Source organism: Antarcticibacterium flavum, assembly GCF_006159205.1.
GTDB lineage: Bacteria > Bacteroidota > Bacteroidia > Flavobacteriales > Flavobacteriaceae > Gillisia > Gillisia flava.
The window spans coordinates 355010-380586 of record NZ_CP040812.1; the positions used below are offsets into that span (position 1 = coordinate 355010).

Annotated in this window: 22 protein-coding genes; 10 read left to right on the plus strand and 12 right to left on the minus strand. The window is 40.5% G+C overall.

All coding sequences use genetic code 11. The features are described 5' to 3' along the window. Positions 1-107 precede the first annotated feature (107 nt). A complete protein-coding gene (locus FHG64_RS01665; RefSeq protein WP_139064783.1) occupies positions 108-1397 on the plus strand; it encodes a dipeptidase in 1290 nt (429 codons plus the stop codon). A 34-nt stretch (positions 1398-1431) separates the two neighbouring features. On the opposite strand, the gene FHG64_RS01670 is transcribed toward FHG64_RS01665, so the two are convergent. Together FHG64_RS01670 and FHG64_RS01675 are read right to left on the minus strand one after the other, a co-directional pair. Next, positions 1432-2148, minus strand: a complete 717-nt coding sequence (locus FHG64_RS01670) for a TVP38/TMEM64 family protein (RefSeq protein WP_139064784.1) — start codon at positions 2146-2148, stop codon at positions 1432-1434. A 6-nt stretch (positions 2149-2154) separates the two neighbouring features. Next, positions 2155-3021, minus strand: coding sequence for an SdiA-regulated domain-containing protein (locus FHG64_RS01675; RefSeq protein ID WP_246054241.1), 867 nt, complete (start codon positions 3019-3021; stop codon positions 2155-2157). Positions 3022-3891: 870 nt separating this feature from the next. Here FHG64_RS01675 and FHG64_RS19075 point away from each other — a divergent pair. Both FHG64_RS19075 and FHG64_RS01680 read left to right on the plus strand, forming a co-directional pair. Next, entirely contained in the window at positions 3892-4038 is a 147-nt protein-coding gene (locus FHG64_RS19075) for a hypothetical protein (protein WP_168191297.1), read from the plus strand. Positions 4039-4256: 218 nt separating this feature from the next. Continuing rightward, the gene (locus tag FHG64_RS01680) at positions 4257-6545 is read left to right on the plus strand and encodes a penicillin-binding protein 1A (RefSeq protein ID WP_139064785.1); all 2289 of its coding nucleotides are present in this window, start codon (positions 4257-4259) and stop codon (positions 6543-6545) included. 63 nt (positions 6546-6608) lie between these two features. On the opposite strand, the gene FHG64_RS01685 is transcribed toward FHG64_RS01680, so the two are convergent. Further along, a complete protein-coding gene (locus tag FHG64_RS01685; protein WP_139064786.1) occupies positions 6609-8753 on the minus strand; it encodes a catalase in 2145 nt (714 codons plus the stop codon). A gap of 221 nt (positions 8754-8974) precedes the next feature. Here FHG64_RS01685 and FHG64_RS01690 point away from each other — a divergent pair, with 221 nt between their 5' ends. The 7 genes from FHG64_RS01690 (at position 8975) to FHG64_RS01720 (ending at position 16732) form a co-directional block, all read left to right on the plus strand. Continuing rightward, positions 8975-10051: an AI-2E family transporter gene (locus FHG64_RS01690; protein ID WP_139064787.1), complete on the plus strand. Its 1077-nt coding sequence runs from the start codon at positions 8975-8977 to the stop codon at positions 10049-10051. Positions 10052-10183: 132 nt separating this feature from the next. After that, positions 10184-11386, plus strand: a complete 1203-nt coding sequence (locus tag FHG64_RS01695) for a porin (protein WP_139064788.1) — start codon at positions 10184-10186, stop codon at positions 11384-11386. A 97-nt stretch (positions 11387-11483) separates the two neighbouring features. Next, positions 11484-12323 (plus strand): DUF1853 family protein, encoded by an 840-nt coding sequence (locus FHG64_RS01700; RefSeq protein ID WP_139064789.1) that lies wholly within the window; start codon positions 11484-11486, stop codon positions 12321-12323. A gap of 45 nt (positions 12324-12368) precedes the next feature. After that, positions 12369-13616, plus strand: coding sequence for an APC family permease (locus FHG64_RS01705; RefSeq protein WP_139064790.1), 1248 nt, complete (start codon positions 12369-12371; stop codon positions 13614-13616). Positions 13617-13858: 242 nt separating this feature from the next. Beyond that, positions 13859-15019 carry a baeRF7 domain-containing protein gene (locus FHG64_RS01710; protein WP_139064791.1) on the plus strand — a complete coding sequence of 387 codons (1161 nt, stop codon included), beginning with the start codon at positions 13859-13861 and terminating at the stop codon, positions 15017-15019. A gap of 87 nt (positions 15020-15106) precedes the next feature. Then, complete coding sequence (locus tag FHG64_RS01715) at positions 15107-15844, plus strand: NYN domain-containing protein (protein ID WP_139064792.1); 738 nt, start codon at positions 15107-15109, stop codon at positions 15842-15844. Positions 15845-15877: 33 nt separating this feature from the next. Then, on the plus strand, positions 15878-16732 hold the full coding sequence (locus FHG64_RS01720) for a pirin family protein (RefSeq protein ID WP_139064793.1): 855 nt from the start codon (positions 15878-15880) through the stop codon (positions 16730-16732). A gap of 1 nt (position 16733) precedes the next feature. Here the strand turns inward: FHG64_RS01720 and hisIE are convergent, their stop codons facing one another. The 9 genes from hisIE to FHG64_RS01765 all read right to left on the minus strand — a co-directional run bounded on the left by hisIE (position 16734) and on the right by FHG64_RS01765 (position 25563). Then, the gene (gene hisIE, locus FHG64_RS01725; RefSeq protein WP_139067867.1) at positions 16734-17351 is read right to left on the minus strand and encodes a bifunctional phosphoribosyl-AMP cyclohydrolase/phosphoribosyl-ATP diphosphatase HisIE; all 618 of its coding nucleotides are present in this window, start codon (positions 17349-17351) and stop codon (positions 16734-16736) included. 161 nt (positions 17352-17512) lie between these two features. After that, on the minus strand, positions 17513-18268 hold the full coding sequence (hisF, locus tag FHG64_RS01730) for an imidazole glycerol phosphate synthase subunit HisF (protein WP_139064794.1): 756 nt from the start codon (positions 18266-18268) through the stop codon (positions 17513-17515). Between the two features lie 157 nt (positions 18269-18425). Continuing rightward, positions 18426-19184, minus strand: a complete 759-nt coding sequence (gene hisA, locus FHG64_RS01735) for a 1-(5-phosphoribosyl)-5-[(5-phosphoribosylamino)methylideneamino]imidazole-4-carboxamide isomerase (RefSeq protein WP_139064795.1) — start codon at positions 19182-19184, stop codon at positions 18426-18428. 57 nt (positions 19185-19241) lie between these two features. After that, positions 19242-19880 carry an imidazole glycerol phosphate synthase subunit HisH gene (hisH, locus tag FHG64_RS01740; RefSeq protein ID WP_139064796.1) on the minus strand — a complete coding sequence of 213 codons (639 nt, stop codon included), beginning with the start codon at positions 19878-19880 and terminating at the stop codon, positions 19242-19244. A 198-nt stretch (positions 19881-20078) separates the two neighbouring features. Then, positions 20079-21221: a bifunctional histidinol-phosphatase/imidazoleglycerol-phosphate dehydratase HisB gene (gene hisB / locus FHG64_RS01745; protein ID WP_139064797.1), complete on the minus strand. Its 1143-nt coding sequence runs from the start codon at positions 21219-21221 to the stop codon at positions 20079-20081. Between the two features lie 3 nt (positions 21222-21224). Then, positions 21225-22274: a histidinol-phosphate transaminase gene (gene hisC / locus FHG64_RS01750; RefSeq protein WP_139064798.1), complete on the minus strand. Its 1050-nt coding sequence runs from the start codon at positions 22272-22274 to the stop codon at positions 21225-21227. A gap of 57 nt (positions 22275-22331) precedes the next feature. Next, the gene (hisD, locus tag FHG64_RS01755) at positions 22332-23621 is read right to left on the minus strand and encodes a histidinol dehydrogenase (protein ID WP_139064799.1); all 1290 of its coding nucleotides are present in this window, start codon (positions 23619-23621) and stop codon (positions 22332-22334) included. A 31-nt stretch (positions 23622-23652) separates the two neighbouring features. Then, positions 23653-24516 carry an ATP phosphoribosyltransferase gene (hisG, locus tag FHG64_RS01760; RefSeq protein ID WP_139064800.1) on the minus strand — a complete coding sequence of 288 codons (864 nt, stop codon included), beginning with the start codon at positions 24514-24516 and terminating at the stop codon, positions 23653-23655. Between the two features lie 231 nt (positions 24517-24747). Beyond that, on the minus strand, positions 24748-25563 hold the full coding sequence (locus tag FHG64_RS01765; protein WP_139064801.1) for a prohibitin family protein: 816 nt from the start codon (positions 25561-25563) through the stop codon (positions 24748-24750). Positions 25564-25577 lie beyond the last annotated feature (14 nt).

Sequence of the window (25577 nt, forward strand, 5' to 3'; positions counted from 1 at the left end):
TTCACAAATAAGGCTATTCATATAAATTATTCTATCCCACACCATATTCCACACAAGCATTTAAAAATAAATTATGTAAATTCCGCAGGTATAAATAAAACAAGAAAATGAAATTACCAATTTGCCTGTTACTAAGTATTTTAGGTTTCAACCTTGCTGTTGCTCAGGATCAAAATGAGAACCAACTCCTTGAAAAAGCCAAAGCAATACATAAGAATGTCATTACGATCGACACCCATGCCGATATAAACGTGAATAATTTTACTGCTGAAAAAAATTACACTACAGATATTGACACCCAGGTAAACCTGCCAAAGATGGAAGCCGGTGGATTGGACGTGGCCTGGTTCATTGTTTATACCGGCCAGGGGGAACTCACACCCGCAGGATATGAAAAGGCATACGAGAATGCCATGTCAAAATTTGATGCTATTCACAGGCTGGTAAATGAGATCGCGCCAGATAAGATTGGTCTTGCAACTTCCTCGACTGAGGTGCGCAACCTGGTTAACCGGGGGAAACTGGTAGGGATGATTGGGGTTGAAAATGCCTATCCTGTTGGCGAGGACCTGGGAAATATTGAGAAATTCTATAACCTGGGTGCCAGATATATGTCCCTTTCACATAATGGCCACAGCCAGTTAAGTGATAGTAATACCGGCGAAGAAGATAACGTTTGGCTTCATAATGGTTTAAGCGATATGGGCAAGGAAGCAGTAAGAGAAATGAACCGGGTAGGTATGATGATTGACGTATCCCACCCCTCAAAAGAAGCGATAAAGCAAATGTTCGAGATCTCCAAAGCCCCGCTTATAGCTTCTCATTCTTCAGCAAGGGCTTTGTGTGACCACAGCAGGAATTTGGATGACGAGCTCCTTATGTTATTTAAGGAGCATGGTGGGGTGGTGCAAACAGTAGCTTTTAGTGCATACGTCAACACCGAAAAACATAATGCCTTCACTGCTGCCCAGATGGAGGTTTACAGAACAGAGGGGGAAAAAGAAGGATTTAAAGTTCTTGATCGTAGCGAGGTAAGAATGCTGGAGCAGGAAGAAAGAGCAGCGTATATGAAAAAATTCAGGGAAATAGCTGAAGCTGCGAAACCACAAATCGAAGCTCTTAAAAAGGAAGTTCCCCCTGTAGATGTGGCCGATTTTGTTGACCACATAGACTATATGGTGGACCTCATTGGGCTTGAGCATGTGGGTATAAGTTCAGACTTTGACGGCGGTGGTGGCATCGAGGGCTGGAACGATGCCAGTGAAACTCTGAATGTGACCATAGAATTAGTTAGACGAGGTTATAGCGAGGAGGAAATTGGAAAATTATGGGGAGGAAACCTGTTAAGGGTAATGGACGAGGTTGAAGCAGTTGCAAAGAATATGCAAAAGATCTAAGTTCTATCTAAAAAAGCAAATAGAGGGACAGGCATTAAGCCTGTCTTTTTTGTTTCCTGGCTTTTTTATCCCACCAAACATAACCAATAAATAAGATCAAACTTACCACAGAACCCCATACCAGGCCTTGTATTAAAGTATCGTTGCTTCGACCCATTATTGCAATGAATATCGTTAATGGCGCGATGCCCACCAGGGTTGCTCCAATGAACCTCCAGTAACCCATGCGTAACAGGCCGGCAACAAAACTAATGGCATCGTTTGAAAGTAAAGGATTAAGGCGGGTGATGATAATGGCCCAAAAGCCATAATCCTCAATGAACTGCCCAATTTTTTTTTCAGTTTTTGCACCAATTAATTTTTCTACAATGACAGGCCCAAGGTAGGCACCTATAAGATAACCCACTGTAGATGCACAATATACCGCCGCAAAAACTATAAGGCTGCCCCATAAAGGTCCATAAGCCAATATGGAAACAACCATTAATGCTATTGTGGGAATAATAAGAAGGAACATTTGCAGGATCATAGCAAGGATGATCACCAATGGTCCAATATACCCAAATTGTGACACCCACTGCTCAATCCTTTGCTCATCCCCACTGCTCAATGCAGCCCAGGCTTCATCTATAAAGTCCTTTACCTGCGGGATAAAGAAATAAGATGCCAGGATAAGGACAAGTATAGTTAATGATATATATAACGGAGCTTTACTTTTTTTTACTGAGGCCGATTCAATTTTTTCTTCCATACAATTCTATTCCAATACTACTTTTAAAATATTTGGTTTTTGATTATTACTTTCGTTTGATATATATAGGTCCCCGTTAGGGCTAAATGTTAAACCTTCTGCCTGGGGGAATTGTTCCCTGTCCAGTACCAAAAGCCTTTTCGAATTGCCCTGAGGATCCAGTATCAATAATTTTGGAATTACCCCTTCCAGGATATAATACTCCCCGGTAACAGGATGAATATTAATTTCTGAAGGCCTCAAAACTTTATGATTACGCCTTTGATCTAATATGGCGAAAACAGGATCATCAAAATTGATTTTCAAGGCAGGTTCCTCTTCAAGATTATTACCGGAAAGACTGAAAGCATAAACAGGTTTAAAATCTTTTCCAGTATGATCCTTAATGGCAATGAGCAACCTGTTGCCGCGGGGATCATAGCATAAACCTTCTGCATCCAGATTTCGCTTTAATCCCGTTTTATGGATTTTAGTTTGAGGATTTGGTTCAAGAAAATCCTTTACTTCAAATAGAACCCCATCGCTTCTTAAAACGTAAGCGGTGGAATCTACCAGGGTTATCCCCTCGTAATCACCTCTTTCTCCAAAAGGGATCTCCCGTATTATTTTCGAGGATATAAGGTCATAAATAAAAATAATTCCTTCCTCATCCTGTACGGCAGCGATTTGGTTTTCCCCTATCCAGGCTATACCAGACACCTCTTCAAGTTCCCCCGGCAATTCCCATTTTTGAGAGATCTCTACTTCCTCTGCTGCAGGATGTATATAAGTAGATGGACGGGATTTAAAAGAGAAATAGATAAAAGCCGCTACCAGAAGTACAGCTATAACAATTCCCAAAGCTATTCGAGTCATCCCTTTCATGGTATTCATGCCAATGTTCTACTATATTACAGCTTTCCATTGTAAAATAAAATCCCCCGCTGTTTATAAGCTATACTTTAAGTCATATTTAACTATTTTCAAGACCTGTCGTCTTTGTTACAATATCCAATTGGGTGTTATTTTTTGGCTGGATCCAGCCGGATATGTTAATTATAAGTTAATATACTACTATTTTATACATAGTACTGTAACAAAGGAATAGTTCATCAGTCTCTTAGATATAAGTATTATTTAACCTTAAACAATTAAAAATGAAAACTTCAGCAAACAACCGCAGAACATTTTGGAACCAGGAAAAAGAAACCGGCCAAAGTAAATGGAACAGCAAAAGACGCTACTCCTTCTAACTATTCACTTGTAAAAAATCATCATCATGAAAACTTCAGCAAACATCCGCAGGACATTTTGGAACCAGGAGAAAGAAACCAGCCAAAGTAAATGGAACAGCAAAAGACGCTACTCCTTCTAATTAATAAAATATTAAATATCAACATCATGAAAACTTCAGCAAACAACCGCAGGACATTTTGGAACCAGGAGAAAGAAACCGGCCAAAGTAAATGGAACAGCAAAAGGCGCTACTCCTTCTAATTAATAACTTAAAAAAAATCGTCATCATGAAAACTTCAGCAAACAACCGCAGGACATTTTGGAACCAGGAGAAAGAAACCGGCCAAAGTAAATGGAACAGCAAAAGGCGCTACTCCTTCTAATTAATAACTTAAAAAAAATCGTCATCATGAAAACTTCAGCAAACAACCGCAGGGCATTTTGGAACCAGGAGAAAGAAACAGGCCAAAGTAAATGGAACAGCAAAAGACGCTATTCCTCTTAACATCAATCCTTAAAATAAATATTATGAAAACTCTTGAAGGAATTATTGGCAATTACAATGGAATTAAGGAGGGGGGTATAATTTCCCGAAAGCACTTCCTTAATATACGAGAAACGAACAGAAACAGCTGGTTAAGCCGCAGGAAAGCTAATTTAAAATTTGCGATATAGGTTAACCCAGAAATTATCGGCTACAGCCGATGTTAGAAGAGAATAATAACCCTAAAAATTCTCGAGATATGAAACTCTCCCTAGAACCATAGCCGGTAGCCAGTAAGCGACCGGCTATATTTTTTCCCCTAATAACCAACTATCATTTCATAAAAAATATATAACGCCCCAATATTTCTTTCCAAGTATTCGTTTATTTGTGCGGTATAACCTTCATTATGCTTAAACGAATTAAAGAATCCCCCAGGTTAAAATGGGTTGCAGGAATTTTTCTTGGTGTCCTGAGTATTTTCCTTTTGTTCTATCTAAGTATTTATTTTGGGCTTTTTGGAAAGATCCCCAACTCCTCTCAATTAAAAGAACTCAAACAAAATGAAGCCACACAGGTCTTAAGTTCAACCGGCGAACTCATAGGTAAATATTACATTTTTGACAGGCAACCTATTACCTATGACCAACTCCCACAGCATCTTATAGATGCACTTATTGCAACAGAGGATGTTCGTTTCTATGAACATGACGGCATAGACAACAGGAGTCTCTTAAGAGTCTTTTTTAAAACCCTTCTTTTACAGGATCGCTCCTCGGGTGGAGGAAGTACCATAAGCCTGCAACTGGCAAAAAACCTTTATGGAAGAAAAGATTTTGGCCCTCTTGGGATTGTAGTCAATAAAGTACAGGAGGCGATTATAGCTAAACGCCTTGAGGATATTTACTCCAAAAAGGAAATCCTAACCCTTTATCTTAACACTGTACCTTTTAGTGATAATACTTTTGGAATTGAGGCAGCAGCTGTCAAATTTTTTGATAAACATGCCAGTGAACTGGAGCTGGAGGAAGCCGCTGTTTTGGTAGGAATGCTTAAGGCTTCTCATTATTTCAATCCGCGAATTTTTCCTGAAAGAAGCAGGCTAAGACGGGATGTGGTGCTTGTTCAAATGGAAAAATATGGATACCTCACCCCCCAAAGAGCTGAAGAGGCCAAGTTAAAGGAGTTGCAATTGACCTATCAGGGGTACAGTCATGACCAGGGGCTTGCTCCCTATTTCAGGGAACAATTAAGAAAGGACCTGGTGGCCATTCTTGATACCCTGCCAAATAAAAACGGAGATAAATACAACATTTATAAGGATGGATTGATCGTTCATACCACGCTGGACCATCAAATGCAGGAAATAGCTGAAGAGGCTATGCGCACTCATATGTCAAAACTACAGGAAGCCCACGAAAGATCCTATGGCAACAGCGGGCCCTGGAAAAATGAAAATCTTCTACTGGAAGCTGTTAAAAAAACAGAGCACTATAAGCGCCTGCAAAAGGAAGGCCTGGAAGACAGAGAGATCCTTGAAAGACTGGACAGGGAGGAAAGGGAAATAGAACTGTTTAATTATGGGGAAGACCTGGTTATAAAAGGAACTACCCTGGACAGTATTGCACATTATTTGAAATTCCTTAATGCAGGTTTTTTAGCAGTAGAACCAACAACAGGTGCTGTAAAGACCTGGGTTGGAGGTATCGATTTTGAGCACTTTAAATATGACCATGTGTCCCAAAGTAAGAGACAGGTGGGTTCCACTTTTAAACCTATTGTTTATACCGCAGCTCTTGAAAGCGGGATGGAGCCGTGCACATATTTTTCCTTAAATGAGGTAACCTACAAAGGGGGATGGACCCCGGGAAATTCTGGACAGCCTGAGGAAGACCCCTATATAAATTATAATTTACAAACCGCATTAAGCAGGTCTATTAATACTATTGCCGTAAAAGTCCTTATGCAAACCGGTATTAGCAATGTGCTCAAACAAGCCCGCAAGATGGGTATAACTACAGAGCTACCTGCAGTACCTTCTATTGCCCTTGGCACAGCAGAGTTAAGTCTACGGGAAGTTGCTAAAGCTTATACCACCTATCTTAATAGCGGAAAACCCAGCACCCCCTACTACATTACCAGGATAGAAGATGGAAGGGGAAACCTTCTTGCAGAATTTGAACCGCAAAATAATTCTGCCCCTGCATTTTCAAATACCAACAGGCAGGTTATGCTGGAGATGATGAAATCTACAGTAAATGAAGGTACTGCAGTACGATTAAGGACTATTTATGGATTAAAGAATGATATAGCCGGGAAGACGGGAACCACTCAATCCAATAAAGATGGCTGGTTTGTAGGACTTTTACCCAACCTGGTCACCGTCACCTGGGTGGGAGCAGATGATCATCGTATCGGTTTTAGAAGCACCTCCATTGGACAGGGAGCAAATTCAGCCTTACCAATATTTGCCTTATTCCTGCAGGAATTGAATTCACAGGAAGAATATAAGGAGATCACCTCCTCTCGGTTCACCGCACCTTCAGCAACAGTAGTTAGTTCATTAGATTGTGAACCTGAGAAAAGGGATGGTTTCTTCAAAAGGTTATTTACGAATCCCGATAAGCCTCAAAAGGAAGAAAAGAAAGAAAAGAAAGGCTTCTTCAAAAGATTATTTGGCAAAAAAGATAAGAATTAAAATACCCGCCGAAAATATGCTACGGCGGGTATCTCTTTTAACAACAATTAAAATAAAATATGATCAGGCCGGGATTGAATCGGCTCTTTCCCTGTTCCAGAAACGGTGTTTTCCAACTGCAGTAATAAATTCTGAAGGATCTTTATCAAGAACGATCCCTTTCTCCATCATTTCATTGGCTGTAAGTTTTTTCCAAAAGTGAGTTTCTTCCAGAAGACCTTTCCCGCCGTCGCTTCCTATAGCTTTACAATGCTTAAAAGCTTCATCAAGGAAATGGATTGCTTCTCCATCCTCTTTGAGGGCTTTAATACTTTCCTCGCCACCGGGAACAAATACAGCATCAAATAATACAGAACTGGTGGTGATAAAGCTCTCGTCTATCATCATTTCCCCCGAGGATGTCCTTAGTTTTCCTGAATGCGGGGCTACTATTTTCACCGTTGCACCTTTCTCCTCAAGCGCCTTTTTAATGTTATCCAGAGAGGAGGAATCTACTCCATCTCCACACAATAAAGCCACTTTTCTACTGGCAATAAATTCCACCAGATTCTTAAGCATACTTAAAGCATTTGATGATTTAATGGATTGCTCCACGTGTATAGGTTCAAATTCCTCCGGGCCGGCATCTGCTGGTACACCTTTATTCATAGGTTTCTCTGGTTGCGGCACCGGGTCCATTCCCAGTTTTTTTGCAACACCCCGGGCTAGTCCCTGGTCCACCTGTGTAAGCAGGCCTACCATTCTCTCCCTTATTTCGATTCTTTTAACCTTACCTAATTCAAATCCAAAGGCATCAATTATATGCTTCTTCTCAACATCTGTCTGGCTATTATAGAAAAGGGTTGCCTGGCTAAAGAAATCCAGGAAACTTTTACTACGGGTCCTAATCTTATTGCCTTCAACTTTCTCTGCATGATGTACAAATCCGCCTTCACTCATCTTTGCCTGGAAAGGACAACCACCTCCAATTGAATTAGGATGATAATGGGTACCTTTATTTATTTGTTGCCTCATAAAACCATCCCGTTGATTATTATGCATAGGAGCAATTGGCCGGTTGATGGGGATCTCATTAAAATTGGGCCCACCCAGCCTTATCAATTGAGTATCCAGATACGAGAATAACCTTCCTTGTAACAAGGGGTCATTCGTAAAGTCAATCCCCGGCACCACGTGTCCTGGGTGAAATGCTACCTGCTCGGTCTCTGCAAAGAAATTATCTGGATTGCGATTAAGGGTCATCTTTCCAATCCGCTTAACCGGTACAAGCTCCTCTGGGATGATCTTGGTAGGATCTAAAAGGTCAAAATCAAATTTATGTTCGTCTTCTTCCGGCACTAGTTGTACACCCAGTTCCCATTCAGGATAATTTCCATCTTCAATGGCATTCCAAAGGTCCATCCTGTGAAAATCGGGGTTTTTACCTCCTATTTTCTGAGCTTCATCCCAAAGCACCCCATGGGCACCGAGTAAAGGTTTCCAGTGAAATTTTACGAATGTAGCTTTTCCTTCTTCGTTGATAAATCTAAAGGTATGAACTCCAAAGCCTTCCATCATTCTTAAGCTTCTTGGTATTGCCCTGTCTGATGTTACCCACATAAGCATATGCATGGACTCTGGCATTAATGACGCAAAATCCCAGAAGGTATCGTGAGCTGCAGAAGCCTGCGGGGTTTGACTATCGGGCTCTGGTTTAATAGCATGTACAAGATCTGGAAATTTCATTGCATCCTGAATAAAAAAGACAGGCATATTATTGCCTACCAGGTCATAGTTTCCTTCTTCAGTATAGAATTTCGTTGCGAATCCCCTAACATCCCTTGCAAGGTCTGTAGAACCTCTAAATCCTACTACGGTAGAGAATCTCACAAAGACAGGTGTTTTTTTAGATGGATCCTGCAGGAAACCCGCTTTTGTATATTCTTTCATGGACTCATAAACCTGAAAATAACCGTGGGCTCCAGATCCTCTTGGATGTACTACTCTTTCCGGAATCCTTTCGTGATCAAAATGTTGCATTTTTTCCCGAAAGATGAAATCCTCCATTAAGGTAGGCCCCCTGTCTCCGGCGGTTAACTGGTTTTGGGTATCATTGACCTTCACACCGGTAGAAGTAGTTAAAAATTCTCCTGTGCCATCCTTTTTTTCCTTTTCCAGGTCATCAAGTTTTTTGTTTGTTTCCTTGTCATTTCTTTCTCCTTTATCCATAATTTCCAGGTTCTATTTGTTCTATCCCAAAAATCTTAAATAAAGGGGATATTCAGAATTTCTCACAGTTAAATAATTCCTATACTTTTCTTAAAGAAAGGAAGGGGTTTATTGCTTTTTTAATAATAAAAGGTGGAGCAGGGTGGTTAAACTTTCTTAAAACCCCACAAGAGAGAACTAAAATTATTTACCTTCAAATAATTAAAGAAAATCCCAGTTTAATGGAACTATCCAGAGGAAAAAGTATTTTACTTACAGCCACCTTATTTATTGTAGGTTCTTATTTTTTAATTCTAAGTTTAATTAAGGCCCAGGGTTTTCTTGCCCCACTTGTAATGGCCATTGTCCTGGCCCTGCTTATGATCCCGCTGGCAAAAAAAATTGAAAAAACTAAAATCAACAGGGCATTTGCCTCTCTAATTTGCACATTTATTCTATTCCTTATCTCTCTGGGTATTTTTGCAGTTCTCTCCTTCCAGGTTAAGAATTTTGTAGATGACTGGGAAGAAATAAAGGAACAAATGCAGCCAAAAATTGAACAGGCTGAAGAATATATTTACGAACACACGAATTTATCTAAAGAAGATTTTGAGGAATATAAGGAACAGAATAATCTCTCCACATTGGCTTCCAGTGGTAGCAGTGGGGAGCGTGCTTTTTCCTTTATGAAAAAAGTTGTGGATTTTATAAGTAACTATCTTCTCACATTTATTTATATCTTCTTTCTTATAAACTACAGGAATAGATTTAAAAATTTCTTTTTAAGACTTGTCTCCAAAGAGCAGCAACAAAATGCAAGGAAGATTATTCATCGCACAGCTACCATAGTACAGCAATACCTCGTAGGGAAAGCTTTTTTAATTGTTTTTCTTTCCGTCTTATACAGTGTGGGGTTGGGATTCTCTGGCGTGGATAATTTTATACTTATTTCTTTCATTGCAGCATTTCTCTCTCTTATACCATTTATAGGTAACATTATAGGATTTATGCTTGCCCTTGTGTTTGGTTTTCTTACCACCGGGGAAACTACAGTTTTAATAGGCATAATTATCACCTTCACATTGGTGCAGTTTATAGAAAGCTATATTCTTGAGCCTTATGTGGTAGGAGATAAGGTAAACCTCCACCCTTTTTTGGTTATTCTTGCTATTATCGCAGGAAATATGATATGGGGGGTTATGGGTATGATCCTGGCAATTCCAGTATTAGGGATTTTAAATGTGATCTTACGTCACGTGAAACCTTTAAAACCTTTCGGCTATCTCTTAAGTACTGATAAGCAGAATGATAAAGATTAAACTCCTATTTTTATATGTTTCTAAATAGTTAAGAAAAGGATATGCTTGTTTTAAGTTAATGTTTCCTAAGTTCATATTGTATTTATTTGCACCGAATTTTAAGGAACAAAATATCTTAAACTTTAAAAAATTATGTTTAAAAGGTTAATTCTACTGCTGGTAGTACTTTTATTTTCAACTACGACCTGGTCGCAAAATGATACTTTACCCTATCAAAAATCCACCACCAAATGGTTTGAAAACATCAATCTGGGAGGATATGTGCAGGCACGTTATAACAGGCTTTTTGAAACCAACCCCCAATTGGGTTGCGCCCAATGTGACGGAAGCTGGGGTGAAGGAAACGGATTTTCTCTTAGAAGGGTACGTCTAAAGTTTTCGGGAAATATTGGTGATTATGTATATTTCTATATTCAACCAGATTTTGCCAGTTCTGCCGCAGGAGGTATACATTACGGGCAATTAAGGGATGCATATTTCGATGTAAGCCTGGATAAGAAACGTGAGTATCGATTCAGAATAGGACAAAGCAAGGTTCCATTTGGATTTGAGAACATGCAATCCAGTCAAAACAGGATCCCTCTTGATCGTAATGATGCTCTTAACAGTTCTATTAGAAATGAGCGGGAACTGGGTGTATTCTTCTATTGGGCGCCAGAGAAAATACGAAAACGCTTTTCTATGTTGACCCGGGAAGGTCTAAAAGGATCTGGTGATTACGGTGTTTTTGGGTTTGGTGTCTTCAACGGCCAAACCGGAAATGCCCCAGAATTAAATAATGATCTACATGTGGTTGCCCGCCTCTCCTACCCCTTTCAAATTGGCCGACAAATAATTGAGCCGGGGATACAGGGTTATACAGGACAATATCAAATGCCGGCTGGTAATTTAAGTCCCGGGGTTATGGTGGACCCAGACCTTAATTATCTCGATCAAAGAGTGGCAGCAACCTTTGTACTTTATCCACAACCATTCGGGATCCAGGCAGAATACAATTTTGGACGCGGCCCCGAGTTCAATAAGGAAACAGGTGCAATTGAAGAAACTCCACTTCATGGTGGATACGCCACACTTACATATAAAACAGTTATAGGAAACCAGCTATTCTACCCTTTTACCCGTTACCACTATTATGACGGAGGTAAGAAATTTGAACGTGATGCCCGTAGCTATGAAGTAAGTGAATTGGAAGTAGGAATTGAATGGAGACCTGTTAAAGCCTTTGAACTGGTAGCTATGTATACTTTCTCTTCAAGAAGGTATGAAGATTTCCTGCTACAGGATAATTTGCAGGAAGGTAGCCTACTAAGGCTGCAGGCACAGGTAAACTTTTAAAAACAAAGTCCGGGCAAAATGCCCGGATTTTTTTTGCTATTAAGTTTGTCAATTAAAGGATTTGCGACACCTGCCACCTATCCTTATCTTCGTAAAGATGGAAAATAGAGAATGGTTTCAATTCCTGGGGTTTCTTTCTACCCCTCCGCTTTGGTTAGAAAATGAAGTCTTTAACTTAGACCAATTTACTCTTCCCCCTGTAGAATTTAATAGGCCTTCAAATCTTAAGGAGGAAATACCTTCTCTGGAGTCAAATTTTGTCCTGGGAAAACGCATTGAAAGCTTTTACAGTCTAGTCCTTCAAAAATCTAAACCCTATTCTATCATAGCACAGGGAATGCAGATCTTTAGTGATAAAATAACCCTTGGCGAATTGGATTTTCTTCTGCAAAAAACGGGAAAGGAAGAAGTAATACATCTGGAGGTAGTATATAAGTTCTATATATATGACCCGAATATAAATGGGGAACTGGAAAAATGGATAGGACCAAATCGAAAAGATACCTTGCTTAAGAAGCTGAATAAACTGGAACAAAAACAATTACCGTTGCTTTATAGGGAAGAAACTTTAAGAGCGACTGCAGCCCTGGACATAGCCGGCAAGGCTGTAAAACAACAGGTTTCATTTCTTGCCCATTTATTCCTTCCCAAAGATTTACAACAAAGAGACGTTCCCTGCATCAATCCCGAGTGTCTGTCTGGAACATGGATACATAAAAGTGATTTCACAAAAGAAGATTACGGGGATTGCAAATTCTTTATTCCGCTAAAGCAGGACTGGCCCATTGATCCTTCAAAAAATGATACATGGCATTCTTTTCAGGAAATAATGCCACAGGTTCAAAGATCACTCGAAGCAAAAAAATCACCCTTAATATGGATGAATGATAAATCGGGAATATTTGAGCGATTTTTTATAGTTTGGTGGTCCAAATAATTCTGGCTCGTATACATTAGTCTTACGGCATTTAATAATATAAAAATGGATAAACCAGGAAATCTCCTAAGGGTCCTTTCCTTAAAAGATGCAGTAGGTGTAGGTCTGGGAGCCATTATTGGTGCCGGTATATTTGTAGTTACGGGAGTAGCTGCGGGAATTGCAGGACCGGCCTTTTTAATAAGTTTGCTATTGGCCGGGACTGTGGCAACATTCAATGCCCTCAGCTCTGCACAACTGGCAGCAGTTTATCCTCAATCTGGAGGAACTTATGAATATGGCTACAGGCTACTAAATCCCTATATGGGATTTGCTGCCGGCTGGATGTTCTTAATGAGTAAACTCGCTGCAGGCAGTGTAGTGGCAATTGGCTTCGGAAGTTATTTTTACCTGCTTTTACCCTACGGATCTCCCCTGGCACTTTCAATTGCAGCTGTGTTTATGCTAACTCTCGCAAATTTCTTCGGAATAAAAAAAACCGGCTATCTTAATTTGTTTATCGTAGGATTAACTATCCTGGCCCTTATTTATTTTGCCGTAAGTGGATTACCTGAAATTGATGAAAATAATTTCATCCCTTTTGCTCCTTTCGGGCTGTCTGGTATTGCTGAAGCCACAGCTTTATTATTTTTTGCATTCACAGGCTATGCCCGTATTGCCACTCTGGCCGAAGAGGTAAAAGAACCGGAAATAACTATTCCCAGGGCGGTTATAATTACCATCGCCAGTGCTATCATTTTATATGTGTTAGTATCCCTGGTAGCTGTTGGGGTAGTTGGCGCAGAGGCTATGGCTTTTAATAAATCTCCTCTCCAACTGGTTGCAAGCTCCATGAGGACACCCGGAATTTCCGCAGTAATAACACTGGGGGCTTCAACAGCCATGTTAGGGGTCCTGCTAAGCCAGATCCTTGGAATAAGCAGGATGATGCTTGCCATGGGACGCAGGCAGGATCTCTTCCCTATGCTGGAGCGAGTGCATTCCAAATATCAGGTTCCCCATCTTGGAATTCTTTTCACCGGGCTTATCATAGTGGCTCTATGCCTCTTCGGGACATTTGAATTCATCCTCGCCTCTGCCGCTTTTACAATATTGTTATATTATAGTATTACGAATATTGCCGCCTATGTCCAGCCAAAAAATGAACGCAGATTTGGATTAGTAGTTCCTGTCCTGGGACTGTTAGGCTGCCTTCTTATAGCTTTATCCCTCGATGCAAAAGTGATGCTTTCAGGCATCAGTCTGCTTCTCCTGGGTTTCATAATTCGGTTCCTGGTTAAAAGGTTTATTTAGTTTGAAACAAACCTCTCAAAAATTCTGGTTGCACACCTTATTTTAAAAGTCAAAAATCCTTAGCTATAATTGGATTTAAAAGGTTTTCTATAACAACAATTAAGAAACATTTAGCAGTATCTACCTGTAGCTATCTTTGATTTTGTCTCAAATCGGCTTATCTTTTACATATTAATAATTAGAAGAAACAAAGGGATAACCTACTGAATTTCAATCCCGTTTCAACCAAAAAAATAAGAAATATGTCTATACTTAGTAAAGAGGAATTTTTAGATTTGGCACAATTTAACAATGAGATATGTGTATCCATTTTTATCCCAACCCATAGAGGTGGAAAAGAAGTTTTAGAAGAACAAAATTCCCTGCATCTTAAATCTCAATGGAAAGAAATAAAGGATAAACTTTCAGAAAAAGGAATATCCAAAGAAAGAATTGCAACTATTGGGGAGCCAATCAATAAATTAATTGATGACAAAAGTTTTTGGAGGCATCAGTCTGATGGGCTCGCGATATTTGCTTCTGAAGGGATCCTGAAAAAGTATACGCTTCCAATTAATTTTGAAGCACATCATTACATAGCCAAAGAATTTTATCTTAAACCGCTGGCCCCGATATTTTCTGGCAATGGCCGATTTTATATCCTGGAATTGCAAATTTTTAATGTCGCCTTATATGAGGCTACAAGATATAGCATAGGAAAGGTTGATGTAGAGGACCTTACCCCATCCCGTCTTGAAGACAGGGTAGGCTATGATTATGAAGACCAGAACCGGAAGCATAAAACCCAGCATAATATGGGCGGGGTAGCTACACAACATGGATATGAACCTGCAACCCGCGAAAGAAAGGATGAATTCCTTAGGTTTTTCAGGGCTGTAGACCAGGGCCTTGATACTATATTGCATGATGAGAAAGTACCTTTGGTGGTGGCTTGCCAGGATTATCTTTTCCCTATATACCAGGAAGCAAATACTTATAAAAACCTATATCAAAAATGTGTACCCGGTAACCCTTCAGATTACAGGAACATGCTGGACTTACATGCCAAAACAATTGAGACTCTGGAGCCATTCTTCGAAAAGGAGAAGAATGAAAAACTTAAGGAGTTTAACGAATTGCCGCCGGAGCGTACCTCAACAAAGATAACAGATATCCTTCCCTCTATTATAGAAGGAAAGGTGGATACTCTTTTCCTGGAAAACCGGGAAGATATCTTTGGAACCTTTAATGAGGAGAATATGAAAGTAGAGATCCAGGACGGGCAAACAGAGGATAATGTTTCCCTAATGAACCTGGCGGCCAAGAAAGTAATGGAACAGGGAGGCTCGATCTTCCTTCTTGAATCGGCTTTTATGCCTGAAAAAGAATCGAAAATGAACGCCTTGCTGCGTTATAATTACTAGGACAATTCTAAATATATTCATCGAAGGCGGCCGTACAGCCGCCTTTTATCATTAAAAAATTTTATCTTTAAAGATTATTTATAATTTATGGAAAATAAACTTGCAGTTCTAATTGATGGGGACAATATCCCCTCTGCATATATCAAGGAAATGATGGAGGAAATAGCCAAATACGGCAACCCAACTATTAAACGGATATATGGGGACTGGACCAAGCCACATCTTGCAAAATGGAAAGCAGTATTATTAGAAAATGCTATTAATCCAATACAACAATACGGATATACCCAGGGAAAGAATGCAACAGATTCTGCAATGATCATAGATGCCATGGACATTCTTTATTCAGACAGGGTTGACGGGTTCTGCCTGGTCTCAAGTGATAGTGATTTTACAAGACTTGCAACCAGATTAAGGGAAGCAGGGAAAAATGTAATAGGAATAGGAGAAAAGAAAACTCCCGAACCATTTATAGTTGCTTGTGACAAATTTATATATATCGAGATCCTTAAAGGTACAGGCCGTGAAAGCGGGCAGGAACCAAGTAAGGGAAAAACCTCGAAAAAGGATGATGTAGATAAGATCACTCCAAAAGTCATAAAATTGCTCTCCAGCACAATCTCTGATGTTGCCGATGAAGACGGGTGGGCATTCCTTGGAGATGTGGGAAGTTTACTTCAAAAGAAGCAGCCCAATTTTGACTCAAGGAATTATGGCTTTCAAAAGCTAACCCCAATGATCAATTCTATCAATAAATTTGAAATTGAATCCAGGGAAAACCAGAAGGGACGTTTCAAACTTATATATGTGCGGAATAAAGATTAAATAGAAAAACAGGATTAGGAAAAAACTAACCTCATGCGAACCATTAAAAAGATACATACTGCAGAGTACCGGCCAATAGCCGACCTTAAAACCTATTCCCCCATGCCTACCAGGGATCTCGAAATGATAGATCCCTTTCTTTTCCTTAACCACCATGGGCCGCAAACTTATGGCCCCAATAATAATGGTTTGCCATTTGGCCCGCACCCGCACCGGGGCATGGAGACCGTGACTTTTATCCTCGACGGGGATATCTCTCATAAAGATTCCGGGGGACATGAGAGCGTCATATACAGCGGCGGGGTACAATGGATGACAGCAGGCAGCGGATTGCTACACGCAGAAGTTTCTTCCAGTGATTTTAAAAAATTTGGCGGTGACCTGGAGATCCTGCAATTGTGGGTTAATTTACCGGCAAAACTTAAAATGACAGAACCGCGTTATGAAGGATTGCAACAGGATGAAATCCCTACTACAGTTTTTGATGAGGGAAAAATAAATGCCAGCGTGGTTTCCGGAAATTTTGAGGGAACTAAAGGTGCTTTTGATATCCTCACAGATATTACCCTTACCACCATTAATTTTAAAGAGAACTCAAAACTGGAGCTAAAGGTCCCGAAGGATAAAAATATATTCTTCTATCTTATAAAAGGCGAGGTAAGGGTAAACCAGCAAATAGTACAATCTCTCCACCTGGTGGAATTTCAAAACGACGATGAAGAACTTCAAATTGAAGCCCTTGCAGACAGCACTCTTTTATTCGGATTTGCAAAACCCTTTAATGAGCCAGTTGTAGCCCGTGGCCCTTTTGTGATGAATACCATGCAGGAGATCAACCAGGCCTACGATGACTTCCAGGCCGGCAGACTTGGCAGGTGGCAGGATTAGCTTAATGTCTCTTTTCCAGGATTTTTACTATATCCTGAAGTTTAAATCCTTTTGCCTGCAGTAATATGAGGTAATGGAAAAATAGATCGGCACTTTCATTAAGAAAGAGGTCGTCATTATTATCCTTGGCCTCAATTACCGTTTCCACGGCTTCCTCCCCCACTTTCTGGGCAATTTTATTGATGCCTGAATCAAAAAGTGAAACTACGTAACTATTTTTTTCATCTCTGGTCTCAGGGCTTTTTTCACTCTGCATCTTTCTGTGAGTAATGATCCCCTCTAGATTGGAAATGAAACCAAAGTGCTGCTCATTCTTTTCTCCCCAGCAAGTATCTGTACCCTTATGGCAGGTTGGCCCCTGAGGTTTCACAGTGATCAATAGAGTATCGTTGTCACAATCTACCTTAATTTCCTCAAGTATCAGGAAATTTCCACTTTCCTCACCTTTGGTCCACAATCTTTCCTTTGTCCTGCTATAAAATGTAACCTTTCCTGTTTCCCTGGTCTTCTGTAATGCTGCGTCATTCATATAGCCCAGCATCAATACCGTTTTAGTCAAGGAGTCCTGAATGATTGCAGGCACGAGTCCGTCTTTATTCTTATTAAAATCTATGATCATCATTAAAATTTTATTTTTTAATCTTATCCTATGAAACACGCCCAATTATTATAGCACCAAATTCCTGGTTCTTGTTTCGGGACTTTTTATTCCTGGTTGAAATCAAACCTTATATCAACTTCTAACTACTCAATACTCACTACTCAATACTCAATACTACCTCAAAGTCTCACCTCAACACCTTTTCTCTTCAAAGCTTCCTTAAGGTCTTTTATTTCGATTTCCTTGAAGTGAAAAACACTGGCAGCAAGAGCAGCATCGGCCTTTCCTTCCACGAAAGCATCACAAAAATGCTCAATATTTCCAGCACCGCCAGATGCAATGATTGGAATATTCAATTCCTGTGATAATCTTGCAAGCGCCTTATTTGCAAATCCTTCTTTTGTACCGTCATTATTCATCGAGGTGAAAAGGATCTCCCCTGCCCCTCTTTGTTCAACTTCCTTAGCCCAGTCAAAAAGGTTTATGCTTGTAGGTTGCTTCCCCCCTACCAAATGCACCAGCCATTCCCCATCAACTTCCTTGGCATCTATTGCCACGGTGATACACTGGCTGCCAAACTTGGCTGCCAGATCATTAATAAGCTGCGGATTCTTTACTGCTGAAGAGTTTATGGAAACCTTGTCTGCCCCGTTCTGAAGAAGGATATCCACATCTTCAATGGATGAGATCCCCCCACCCACAGTGAACGGAATATTTACTCGTTCTGCTACTTTAAGCACTAGATCTGCCAGGGTCCGTCTTTTCTCTTCAGTAGCTGATATATCGAGAAAAACCAGCTCGTCTGCCCCGCCTTCTGCATACAGCGCAGCCAATTCCACGGGATCTCCCGCATCCCTAAGGTCCAGGAAATTTACACCTTTTACGGTCCTGCCGTTCTTAATATCAAGGCAGGGAATTATTCTTTTTGTCAGCATATTTTTTTAGTATTGAGTAGTGAGTAGTGAGTATTGAGTAGTGAGATTTGAGACGTTAGATTTGTGTTCTCGCTCTATAGTCTCTTCTCTCTATTCTTTTCTCCCTATTCTTTTTTCTCTATTCTCTTCTTTTGTTTCTTGATTCCATTCGAGAGCATTACTCCCCCTTCGGGTGCCGGGGGGCTTGCAGTATATAACTTTCCAGCTGCTTCAGGCTTATTCTTCCTTCATAGATGGCTTTACCTATGATCGTTCCTTCGCAGCCAATTTCAGCCAGTTTCGGTAATTCGTCAAAGGTTGATATACCCCCGGAGGCAATGAGTTTAATGGACAATCCCTCTTTTCCGGTTTCATCCAGTATTTTCTTATAAAGATCAAAGGAAGGGCCTTCCAGCATTCCGTCTTTGGAAATATCGGTACAAATCACATATTGAACTCCCTTGCTCCCGTAGTCCTGGATGAACGGGATCAATTCCTTTTTAGATTCTTCCTGCCAGCCGCTTATTGCCACCTTTTCATTATTAGCATCGGCACCAAGGATGATCTTGTCAGGACCAAATTGCTCCAGCCAGGAAAGAAAGGTTTGAGGTTCGCTTACTGCTATACTCCCCCCTGTTATCTGTTTAGCACCACTTTCAAAAGCGATCCTGAGATCCTCATTTGATTTAAGACCTCCCCCAAAATCTATTTGCAGGCCGGTCTTCGAGGCTATCTCCTCCAGCACCTTATGATTGACTATATGTTTGGATTTGGCGCCATCAAGGTCAACCAAATGTAAATATTGTATCCCATGGGCTTCAAATTCCTTTGCCACCTCCAATGGATTCTCATTATAGATTTTCTTGGTGTTGTAGTCACCTTTGGAAAGTCTCACACATTTACCGTCGATAATGTCTATGGCGGGTATAATTCGCATTTTTTGATATTTATTAGATTACGAATTTCAAAATTCCGTAGCCTTTTAGTTTTATATTTATTTGATCAAGTCTTCTTCCTGCTTCCTGTTCACGGCTGCTGTAGCAATGAGGCTTTCAATATTTAAAAAATTCTTCAGGATCAATTCTCCTGCACTGCTGCTTTTTTCAGGATGGAATTGCACCCCGTAAAAGTTATCCTTGTGAATGGCCGAGGTATATTCCACCACATATTCTGTAGATGCTATAGTTTCTGCACATTCAGGTATATAGTATGAGTGGACCAGGTACACATAGTCATTTTCCTTTACTCCGTTAAACAACGGAGTCTTGAGATTAAAGATCTTGTTCCATCCTATTTGAGGTACTTTATTCGAACTGTCAAACCTTTCTACCTTTGCCTTGAAAATCCCAAGCCCCCGGGTATCTCCCTCTTCAGAGTGTTCACACATAAGTTGCATTCCAAGACAAATACCCAGGACCGGTTGCTTAAGGGTGGGGATAACCTTATCCAAACCGGTACTTCTCAACATCTTCATTGCACTGCTCGCCTCTCCCACTCCGGGAAAGATCACCTTGTCTGCTGCCCTTATTTCTGCCTCATCACTACTTAATACAGCTTCAAATCCCAACCTTTGTATGGCAAATTTGATGCTCTGTATATTCCCGGCCCCGTAATTTATTATGGCTATTTTCATTTTTTTAGATGTTAGATGTTAGATGTTAGATATGAGATTTTAGATTTTTTAAAATGAACTATGATAACTCATATTTATATCTTTATTTCTCAGGAAATGATCTAGGTGGTCCATATAATCACCAACAATCCCCCTCTATTCTTTATCTCACTTCTCATCTCTCTCGTCTCAATACTCATATCTCAAATCTCATATCTACTAAAGCATTCCCTTCGTTGAAGGCAGGATCATTTTTTCTGCATCGCGTTTTACAGCCATTTTAATCGCTTTTGCAAAAGCTTTATAGATGGCTTCTATCTTGTGATGCTCATTGGTACCTTCAGCCTTGATGTTTAAATTGGCCTTTGCGCCGTCTGTAAACGATTTAAAAAAGTGGTAGAACATTTCTGTTGGCATTTTTCCTACCATTTCCCTGTTAAAGGTGGCGTCCCACACCAGCCAGTTACGTCCTCCAAAATCGATAGCAGCCTGTGCCAGACAGTCATCCATGGGAAGGCAAAATCCGTAACGTTCAATGCCTAGTTTATTACCAAGGGCTTTATTGAATACTTCTCCAAGAGCAATTGCGGTGTCCTCAATAGTATGATGTTCATCTACCTCCAGGTCCCCATCCACCTGTATTTCCAGGTCCATTTGACCATGCCTGGCGATTTGGTCCAGCATATGGTCAAAGAATGCGATCCCGGTAGAAACATTAGAATTTCCATTTCCATCCAAATTGAGTTTGATCTTAATGTCGGTTTCGTTGGTTTTCCTGGAGATCGCTGCGGTACGGTCCTTTAACTTTAAAAACTCATAGATATCCTTCCAGTTATCGGTTTTAAGGACAATGCTTTTCTCTACTTCACTTATATCCTCCTTTAGTTCCCCGGCTCCAAGTTCAGCGTGAGTATCTATGAAGATGCCCTTCCCTCCAAAGTTAAGCGCAAATTCCATATCTGTCATCCTGTCTCCCACCATAAAGGAATTTTCCAGGTCATAATTGCCATTGGAATTTAAGTATTTCTCCTCCAGTAATCCTGTTCCTGGCTTCCTGGTAGGCGCATTGTCTTCAGGAAAACTGCGGTCAATAAGTGGGGGTTCAAACTTTGCACCTTCATTGGCAAAGGTCTTTTCTATGAAACGCTGGATTGGCCAGAAATTTTCCTCCGGGAAGGAATCTGTTCCCAGACCGTCCTGGTTGGTGACCATCACAAGTTCATAATCCAATTCCTCGGCAATTTTGGTGATATAATATAGTGCCCTTGGAAAGAATTCAAGTTTATCCAGGTGGTCAATTTGATAACCTTCAGGTTCGTGAATAATAGTACCGTCACGGTCTATAAATAATACTTTTTTCATGTGCTATTCCAATTCTTTTAAAGCCTGCAAAAGTTCTTTGTTTTCTTTGGCTGTTCCTATCGTAATTCTCAATGTGTTTTCACACAAAGGCTCTTTGGTCCTGTTTCTTATAACTATATTCTTTTCCAGAAGCTGCTCATATCTCTTCCCGGCATCATCTACTAGAATAAGGAAGAAATTAGCATCAGAGGGATATACTTTACTAATATAATTCACTTCAAGTAAAGCTTCAAATAACCCTTTCCTTTCATCCAGTATTCCAGATACCTCGCTGTCAACATCCTCTTTGTGCTGAAGTCGTTCCAGAGCCCTTTGCTGGGTGAGCTCATTTACATTGTAGGGTGGTTTTATTCTGTTGAGGATCCTGATTATTTCTTCTGAAGCATAGCAAATTCCCAACCTTATACCTGCCATCCCATATGCTTTTGAGAGAGTTTGGGTGATCACCAAATTAGGAAAATCCTCCAGCCTTTTGATCCAGCTCTCCTTTTCTGAAAAATCTATATATGCCTCATCAATGACTACGAGTCCGCTAAAATTTTCAAGGATCTCCAGCACATTTGCTTCTGAAAAAGAATTACCGGTGGGATTGTTCGGCGAGCAAAGAAAGATCATTTTTGTAGCTTCATCAATTTTTTTCAAAATCTGCTTTACATCGGGTTCAAAAGCTGTAGTTAGCAACACCTCCCTGTTCTCAATATTATTGATCCCTGCCAGAACTTTATACATTCCATAGGTAGGTGGCAAAGTGATCACATTGTCCTTCCCCGGCTCACAGAAAGCACGAAACAACAGGTCCAGCACTTCATCACTTCCATTCCCTAAAAGAATACAGTGACGGTGTACTCCTTTTATTGCTGAAAGTTCTTCCTTCAGGTCCCGTTGCTGCGGATCGGGATACCGGTTAACATCTGTTTCAAAAGGGTTCTCATTGGCATCGAGAAAGATCATAGAATTTCCCGTAGATTGAAATTCATCCCTGGCTGAAGAGTACGGGCTTATATTCCGAATGTTCTCCCTTGTAAGATTATCTAAATTAAATTTATTTGTCATTTTGCTTAATGAACGATAAGGGAGAACTTCAATTGATCACTCCCGCTTTTGTGGTTATTATTTCTTTTCGATCTCCTGTAATCTAAGGCTTACAGCGTTTTTATGTGCCTGTAAACCTTCAGCCTCTGCCATACGTTCAATAGATGGGCCTATAGTGGACATACCCTCCTCAGTAATTTTTTGAAAGGTCATACTTTTAAGAAAGCTGTCGAGATTTACACCGCTGTATTGTTTTGCATACCCATTGGTTGGCAAAGTGTGATTGGTTCCAGAAGCATAATCTCCCGCACTCTCCGGGGTGAAATTCCCAATGAATACAGATCCTGCATTCATAATACCATCTACATAGAATTCTTCATTGGCAGTGCAAATTATAAAATGCTCCGGCCCGTATTCGTTTATGAGGTCCAAAGCTTGGCGGTCATTCTCCACATATATCAACCTGGAATTATCGATTGCCCTGGTGGCGATCTCTTTCCTCGGTAATTCCTGCAGCTGCTGTTCAACCTCCTGCTCTACGGCCTCTATAAGGGCTTTTGAAGTAGAAACAAGAATTACCTGGCTATCACCCCCATGTTCTGCCTGGCTAAGCAAATCGGACGCTACAAAGGCTGCATTTGCAGTATCATCTGCCACCACCAGTAATTCTGAGGGCCCAGCAGGCATGTCGATAGAAACATTGTACCGGGTAGCCAATTGTTTTGCAACAGTCACGAACTGGTTACCGGGCCCAAAGATCTTGTATACCGCGGGGACAGTCTCAGTTCCAAAGGCCATAGCTCCAATGGCCTGGATCCCACCAATTTTGAAAATACTTGTTACTCCACATAAAGCCGCCGTATAAAGGATTGCCGGATTAATATTCCCTTCCTTATCTGGCGGGGTACAAAGGATGATCTCCTTGCAACCTGCGAGATTTGCAGGCGTAGCCAGCATTAAAATAGTGGAAAATAAGGGTGCGGAACCGCCGGGGATATATAGACCTACTTTTTGAATTGGCCTCTTTTCCTGCCAGCAATTCACCCCTTTTGAGGTGGTAACTTCCACTTTTCCGGTTTGCTGTGCGGCGTGGAATTTTTCTATATTGTCTTTAGCCAGTTGTATGGCATCTTTAAGTTCCCTCGAAACCCCGGCAGCAGCTTCCTCTATCTCTGCTTCAGAAACTTTAAGCTTTTCAAAGGATACCCCGTCAAATAGGCGGGTGTATTTTTTAATAGCGATATCTCCCTTGGACTGGATCTCTGCAAAAACCTCCTTCACGGTCGCTTCGATGTCCTCCACTGTTTGAGTAGGCCTTTGGAGGAGACTTGACCATTCTTCCCTGGTAGGATTATAAATTTTATTCATGAGAATTTGATTATTTCTATGTTTCTTCAGCTTAGATCACCATTTTTTCGATTGGCACCACCAGTATTCCCTCTGCCCCTGTTTCTTTAAGCTGGTCTATAACCTCCCAGAAACGCTCTTCATTTATAACAGTGTGAACAGAACTCCATCCTTTTTCAGCTAAAGGAAGTATTGTTGGGCTGCGCATCCCTGGTAATAATTTTGTAATAGCTTCGATCTTATCATTGGGAGCATTCAGCAGTATATACTTGGAGGTCCTGGCATTAAGAACAGATTTTAACCTGAACTGGAGTTTTTCAAGTATTACCTGTCGCTCTTCAGTAATCTTAGGGGAAATTGCGAGGATAGCCTCACTTTTAAGCATTACTTCCACTTCCTTAAGGTTGTTCTTAAACAAAGTACTCCCACTGGACACTATATCACAAATAGCATCTGCCAGGCCTATATTTGGAGCAATCTCTACAGAACCATTAATAATATGCAGGTCTGCCTGTATTCCATTTTCTTTTAAAAATGCATTGACCGTATTAGGATAGGAAGTGGCGATCTTTTTTCCATCCAAATCCTGGATCCCGTTGTATTTTACTGATTTGGGCACTGCCATTGAAACACGGCATTTTGAAAATCCCAATTTTTCGCCGCGAATAATGTCCTCTCCTTTTTCCACCAAAACATTTTCACCCAGGATGGCAATGTCAACCACTCCATCCCGAAGATATTGGGGGATGTCTCCATTCCTTAAATATAAAACTTCCAGGGGGAAATTGCGCGAAACGGCCTTTAATTGTTCTTTCCCGTTATCAATGGAGATTCCGGCTTCTTTTAGGATCTTCAGGGAATCTTCATTAAGCCTTCCGCTCTTTTGAATTGCGATACGTAATTTTTGATTGCTCATTTTTGTTCTTGTAAGTCTCACGGGATTAACCGGGAAATTAATAAATAAAAAAACCCGTTCGATTGCTCAAACGGGTTTTAAATATGAATTAACTACATATCAAATTTACCTCGCCTGAGCGCAGTAGTAAAAATGATGGTGATGTAGTTGTATTGTTCTCATTGTTGATGCAAATCTAAATTAAATTTTTAAAAATAAAACTTCTTTTTAAAAATTTATGACTTGTTTAGTTTAGTTATTACCCAGGATAAGCGGCATTCCACCATCACCACCACCAATTACAACAACTTTGGCATTAGGTGATCTTGCAAGTTCAACCGTCGCCTGGATACCTTTTTCCTTAAGGATCTGGTCATTAAGGGAAGCACTAAGGATCTGGTTTGCACGAGCCTTACCTTCAGCATCTATACGTTGTCTTTCTGCCTCCTGTTCTGCCTTTTCAAGACGGAAAACATACTCAAGTGATTCCTGCTCCTGTCCAAGTTTCCTTTCAATAGCGTCCTTTATAGATTTTGGAAGGGATACATCCCTTACTAAGACTTCATTTATTTGAACGTATTGATTGGCAAGTAAGATTTGAGTTTCTTCAAAGATCTCTCTTTGGATAGCTTCTCTCTTGCTTGCATAGAGTTGCTCGGGGATATAACGGCCTACCACACTACGTGCAGCACTGCGAATAGCCGGTTGTAATACTCTTTGAACATAGGCTTCTCCCCTTTCCTGGTGCAGCTTTCCTAAATTGTCATAGGTAGGCTGGAACCAAACTGTAGCATCCAGGTTGATCTCCAAACCGTTGGAAGAAAGAACCTGCATTTTTTCATCAAGAGATTGCTGTCTTACTTCATATACAAAAACCCTGTTCCATGGGGCCACCAGGTGAAAACCTTCACTTAATGGCGGCTCATCTGTTACAACCCCACCTCCAAATGTTTTGTAAAGCACCCCGGCTTCTCCGGAGTTAATAGTAACTGTCGATTTCGCGATAATGATAATTAAGACCACTACAGCAAATAAAATTGGTAAACCAATCTTGGGTAATCTATCCATAAATTAAAAATTGA

Excerpts from the sequence above, each read along its gene's own strand:
- FHG64_RS01665 (WP_139064783.1), top strand. The coding sequence starts at position 108 with ATGAAATTACCAATTTGCCTGTTACTAAGTATTTTAGGTTTCAACCTT.
- FHG64_RS01670 (WP_139064784.1), bottom strand. The coding sequence starts at position 2,148 with ATGGAAGAAAAAATTGAATCGGCCTCAGTAAAAAAAAGTAAAGCTCCG.
- FHG64_RS01675 (WP_246054241.1), bottom strand. The coding sequence starts at position 3,021 with ATGAATACCATGAAAGGGATGACTCGAATAGCTTTGGGAATTGTTATA.
- FHG64_RS19075 (WP_168191297.1), top strand. The coding sequence starts at position 3,892 with ATGAAAACTCTTGAAGGAATTATTGGCAATTACAATGGAATTAAGGAG.
- FHG64_RS01680 (WP_139064785.1), top strand. The coding sequence starts at position 4,257 with ATGCTTAAACGAATTAAAGAATCCCCCAGGTTAAAATGGGTTGCAGGA.
- FHG64_RS01685 (WP_139064786.1), bottom strand. The coding sequence starts at position 8,753 with ATGGATAAAGGAGAAAGAAATGACAAGGAAACAAACAAAAAACTTGAT.
- FHG64_RS01690 (WP_139064787.1), top strand. The coding sequence starts at position 8,975 with ATGGAACTATCCAGAGGAAAAAGTATTTTACTTACAGCCACCTTATTT.
- FHG64_RS01695 (WP_139064788.1), top strand. The coding sequence starts at position 10,184 with ATGTTTAAAAGGTTAATTCTACTGCTGGTAGTACTTTTATTTTCAACT.
- FHG64_RS01700 (WP_139064789.1), top strand. The coding sequence starts at position 11,484 with ATGGAAAATAGAGAATGGTTTCAATTCCTGGGGTTTCTTTCTACCCCT.
- FHG64_RS01705 (WP_139064790.1), top strand. The coding sequence starts at position 12,369 with ATGGATAAACCAGGAAATCTCCTAAGGGTCCTTTCCTTAAAAGATGCA.
- FHG64_RS01710 (WP_139064791.1), top strand. The coding sequence starts at position 13,859 with ATGTCTATACTTAGTAAAGAGGAATTTTTAGATTTGGCACAATTTAAC.
- FHG64_RS01715 (WP_139064792.1), top strand. The coding sequence starts at position 15,107 with ATGGAAAATAAACTTGCAGTTCTAATTGATGGGGACAATATCCCCTCT.
- FHG64_RS01720 (WP_139064793.1), top strand. The coding sequence starts at position 15,878 with ATGCGAACCATTAAAAAGATACATACTGCAGAGTACCGGCCAATAGCC.
- hisIE (WP_139067867.1), bottom strand. The coding sequence starts at position 17,351 with ATGATCATAGATTTTAATAAGAATAAAGACGGACTCGTGCCTGCAATC.
- hisF (WP_139064794.1), bottom strand. The coding sequence starts at position 18,268 with ATGCTGACAAAAAGAATAATTCCCTGCCTTGATATTAAGAACGGCAGG.
- hisA (WP_139064795.1), bottom strand. The coding sequence starts at position 19,184 with ATGCGAATTATACCCGCCATAGACATTATCGACGGTAAATGTGTGAGA.
- hisH (WP_139064796.1), bottom strand. The coding sequence starts at position 19,880 with ATGAAAATAGCCATAATAAATTACGGGGCCGGGAATATACAGAGCATC.
- hisB (WP_139064797.1), bottom strand. The coding sequence starts at position 21,221 with ATGAAAAAAGTATTATTTATAGACCGTGACGGTACTATTATTCACGAA.
- hisC (WP_139064798.1), bottom strand. The coding sequence starts at position 22,274 with ATGACAAATAAATTTAATTTAGATAATCTTACAAGGGAGAACATTCGG.
- hisD (WP_139064799.1), bottom strand. The coding sequence starts at position 23,621 with ATGAATAAAATTTATAATCCTACCAGGGAAGAATGGTCAAGTCTCCTC.
- hisG (WP_139064800.1), bottom strand. The coding sequence starts at position 24,516 with ATGAGCAATCAAAAATTACGTATCGCAATTCAAAAGAGCGGAAGGCTT.
- FHG64_RS01765 (WP_139064801.1), bottom strand. The coding sequence starts at position 25,563 with ATGGATAGATTACCCAAGATTGGTTTACCAATTTTATTTGCTGTAGTG.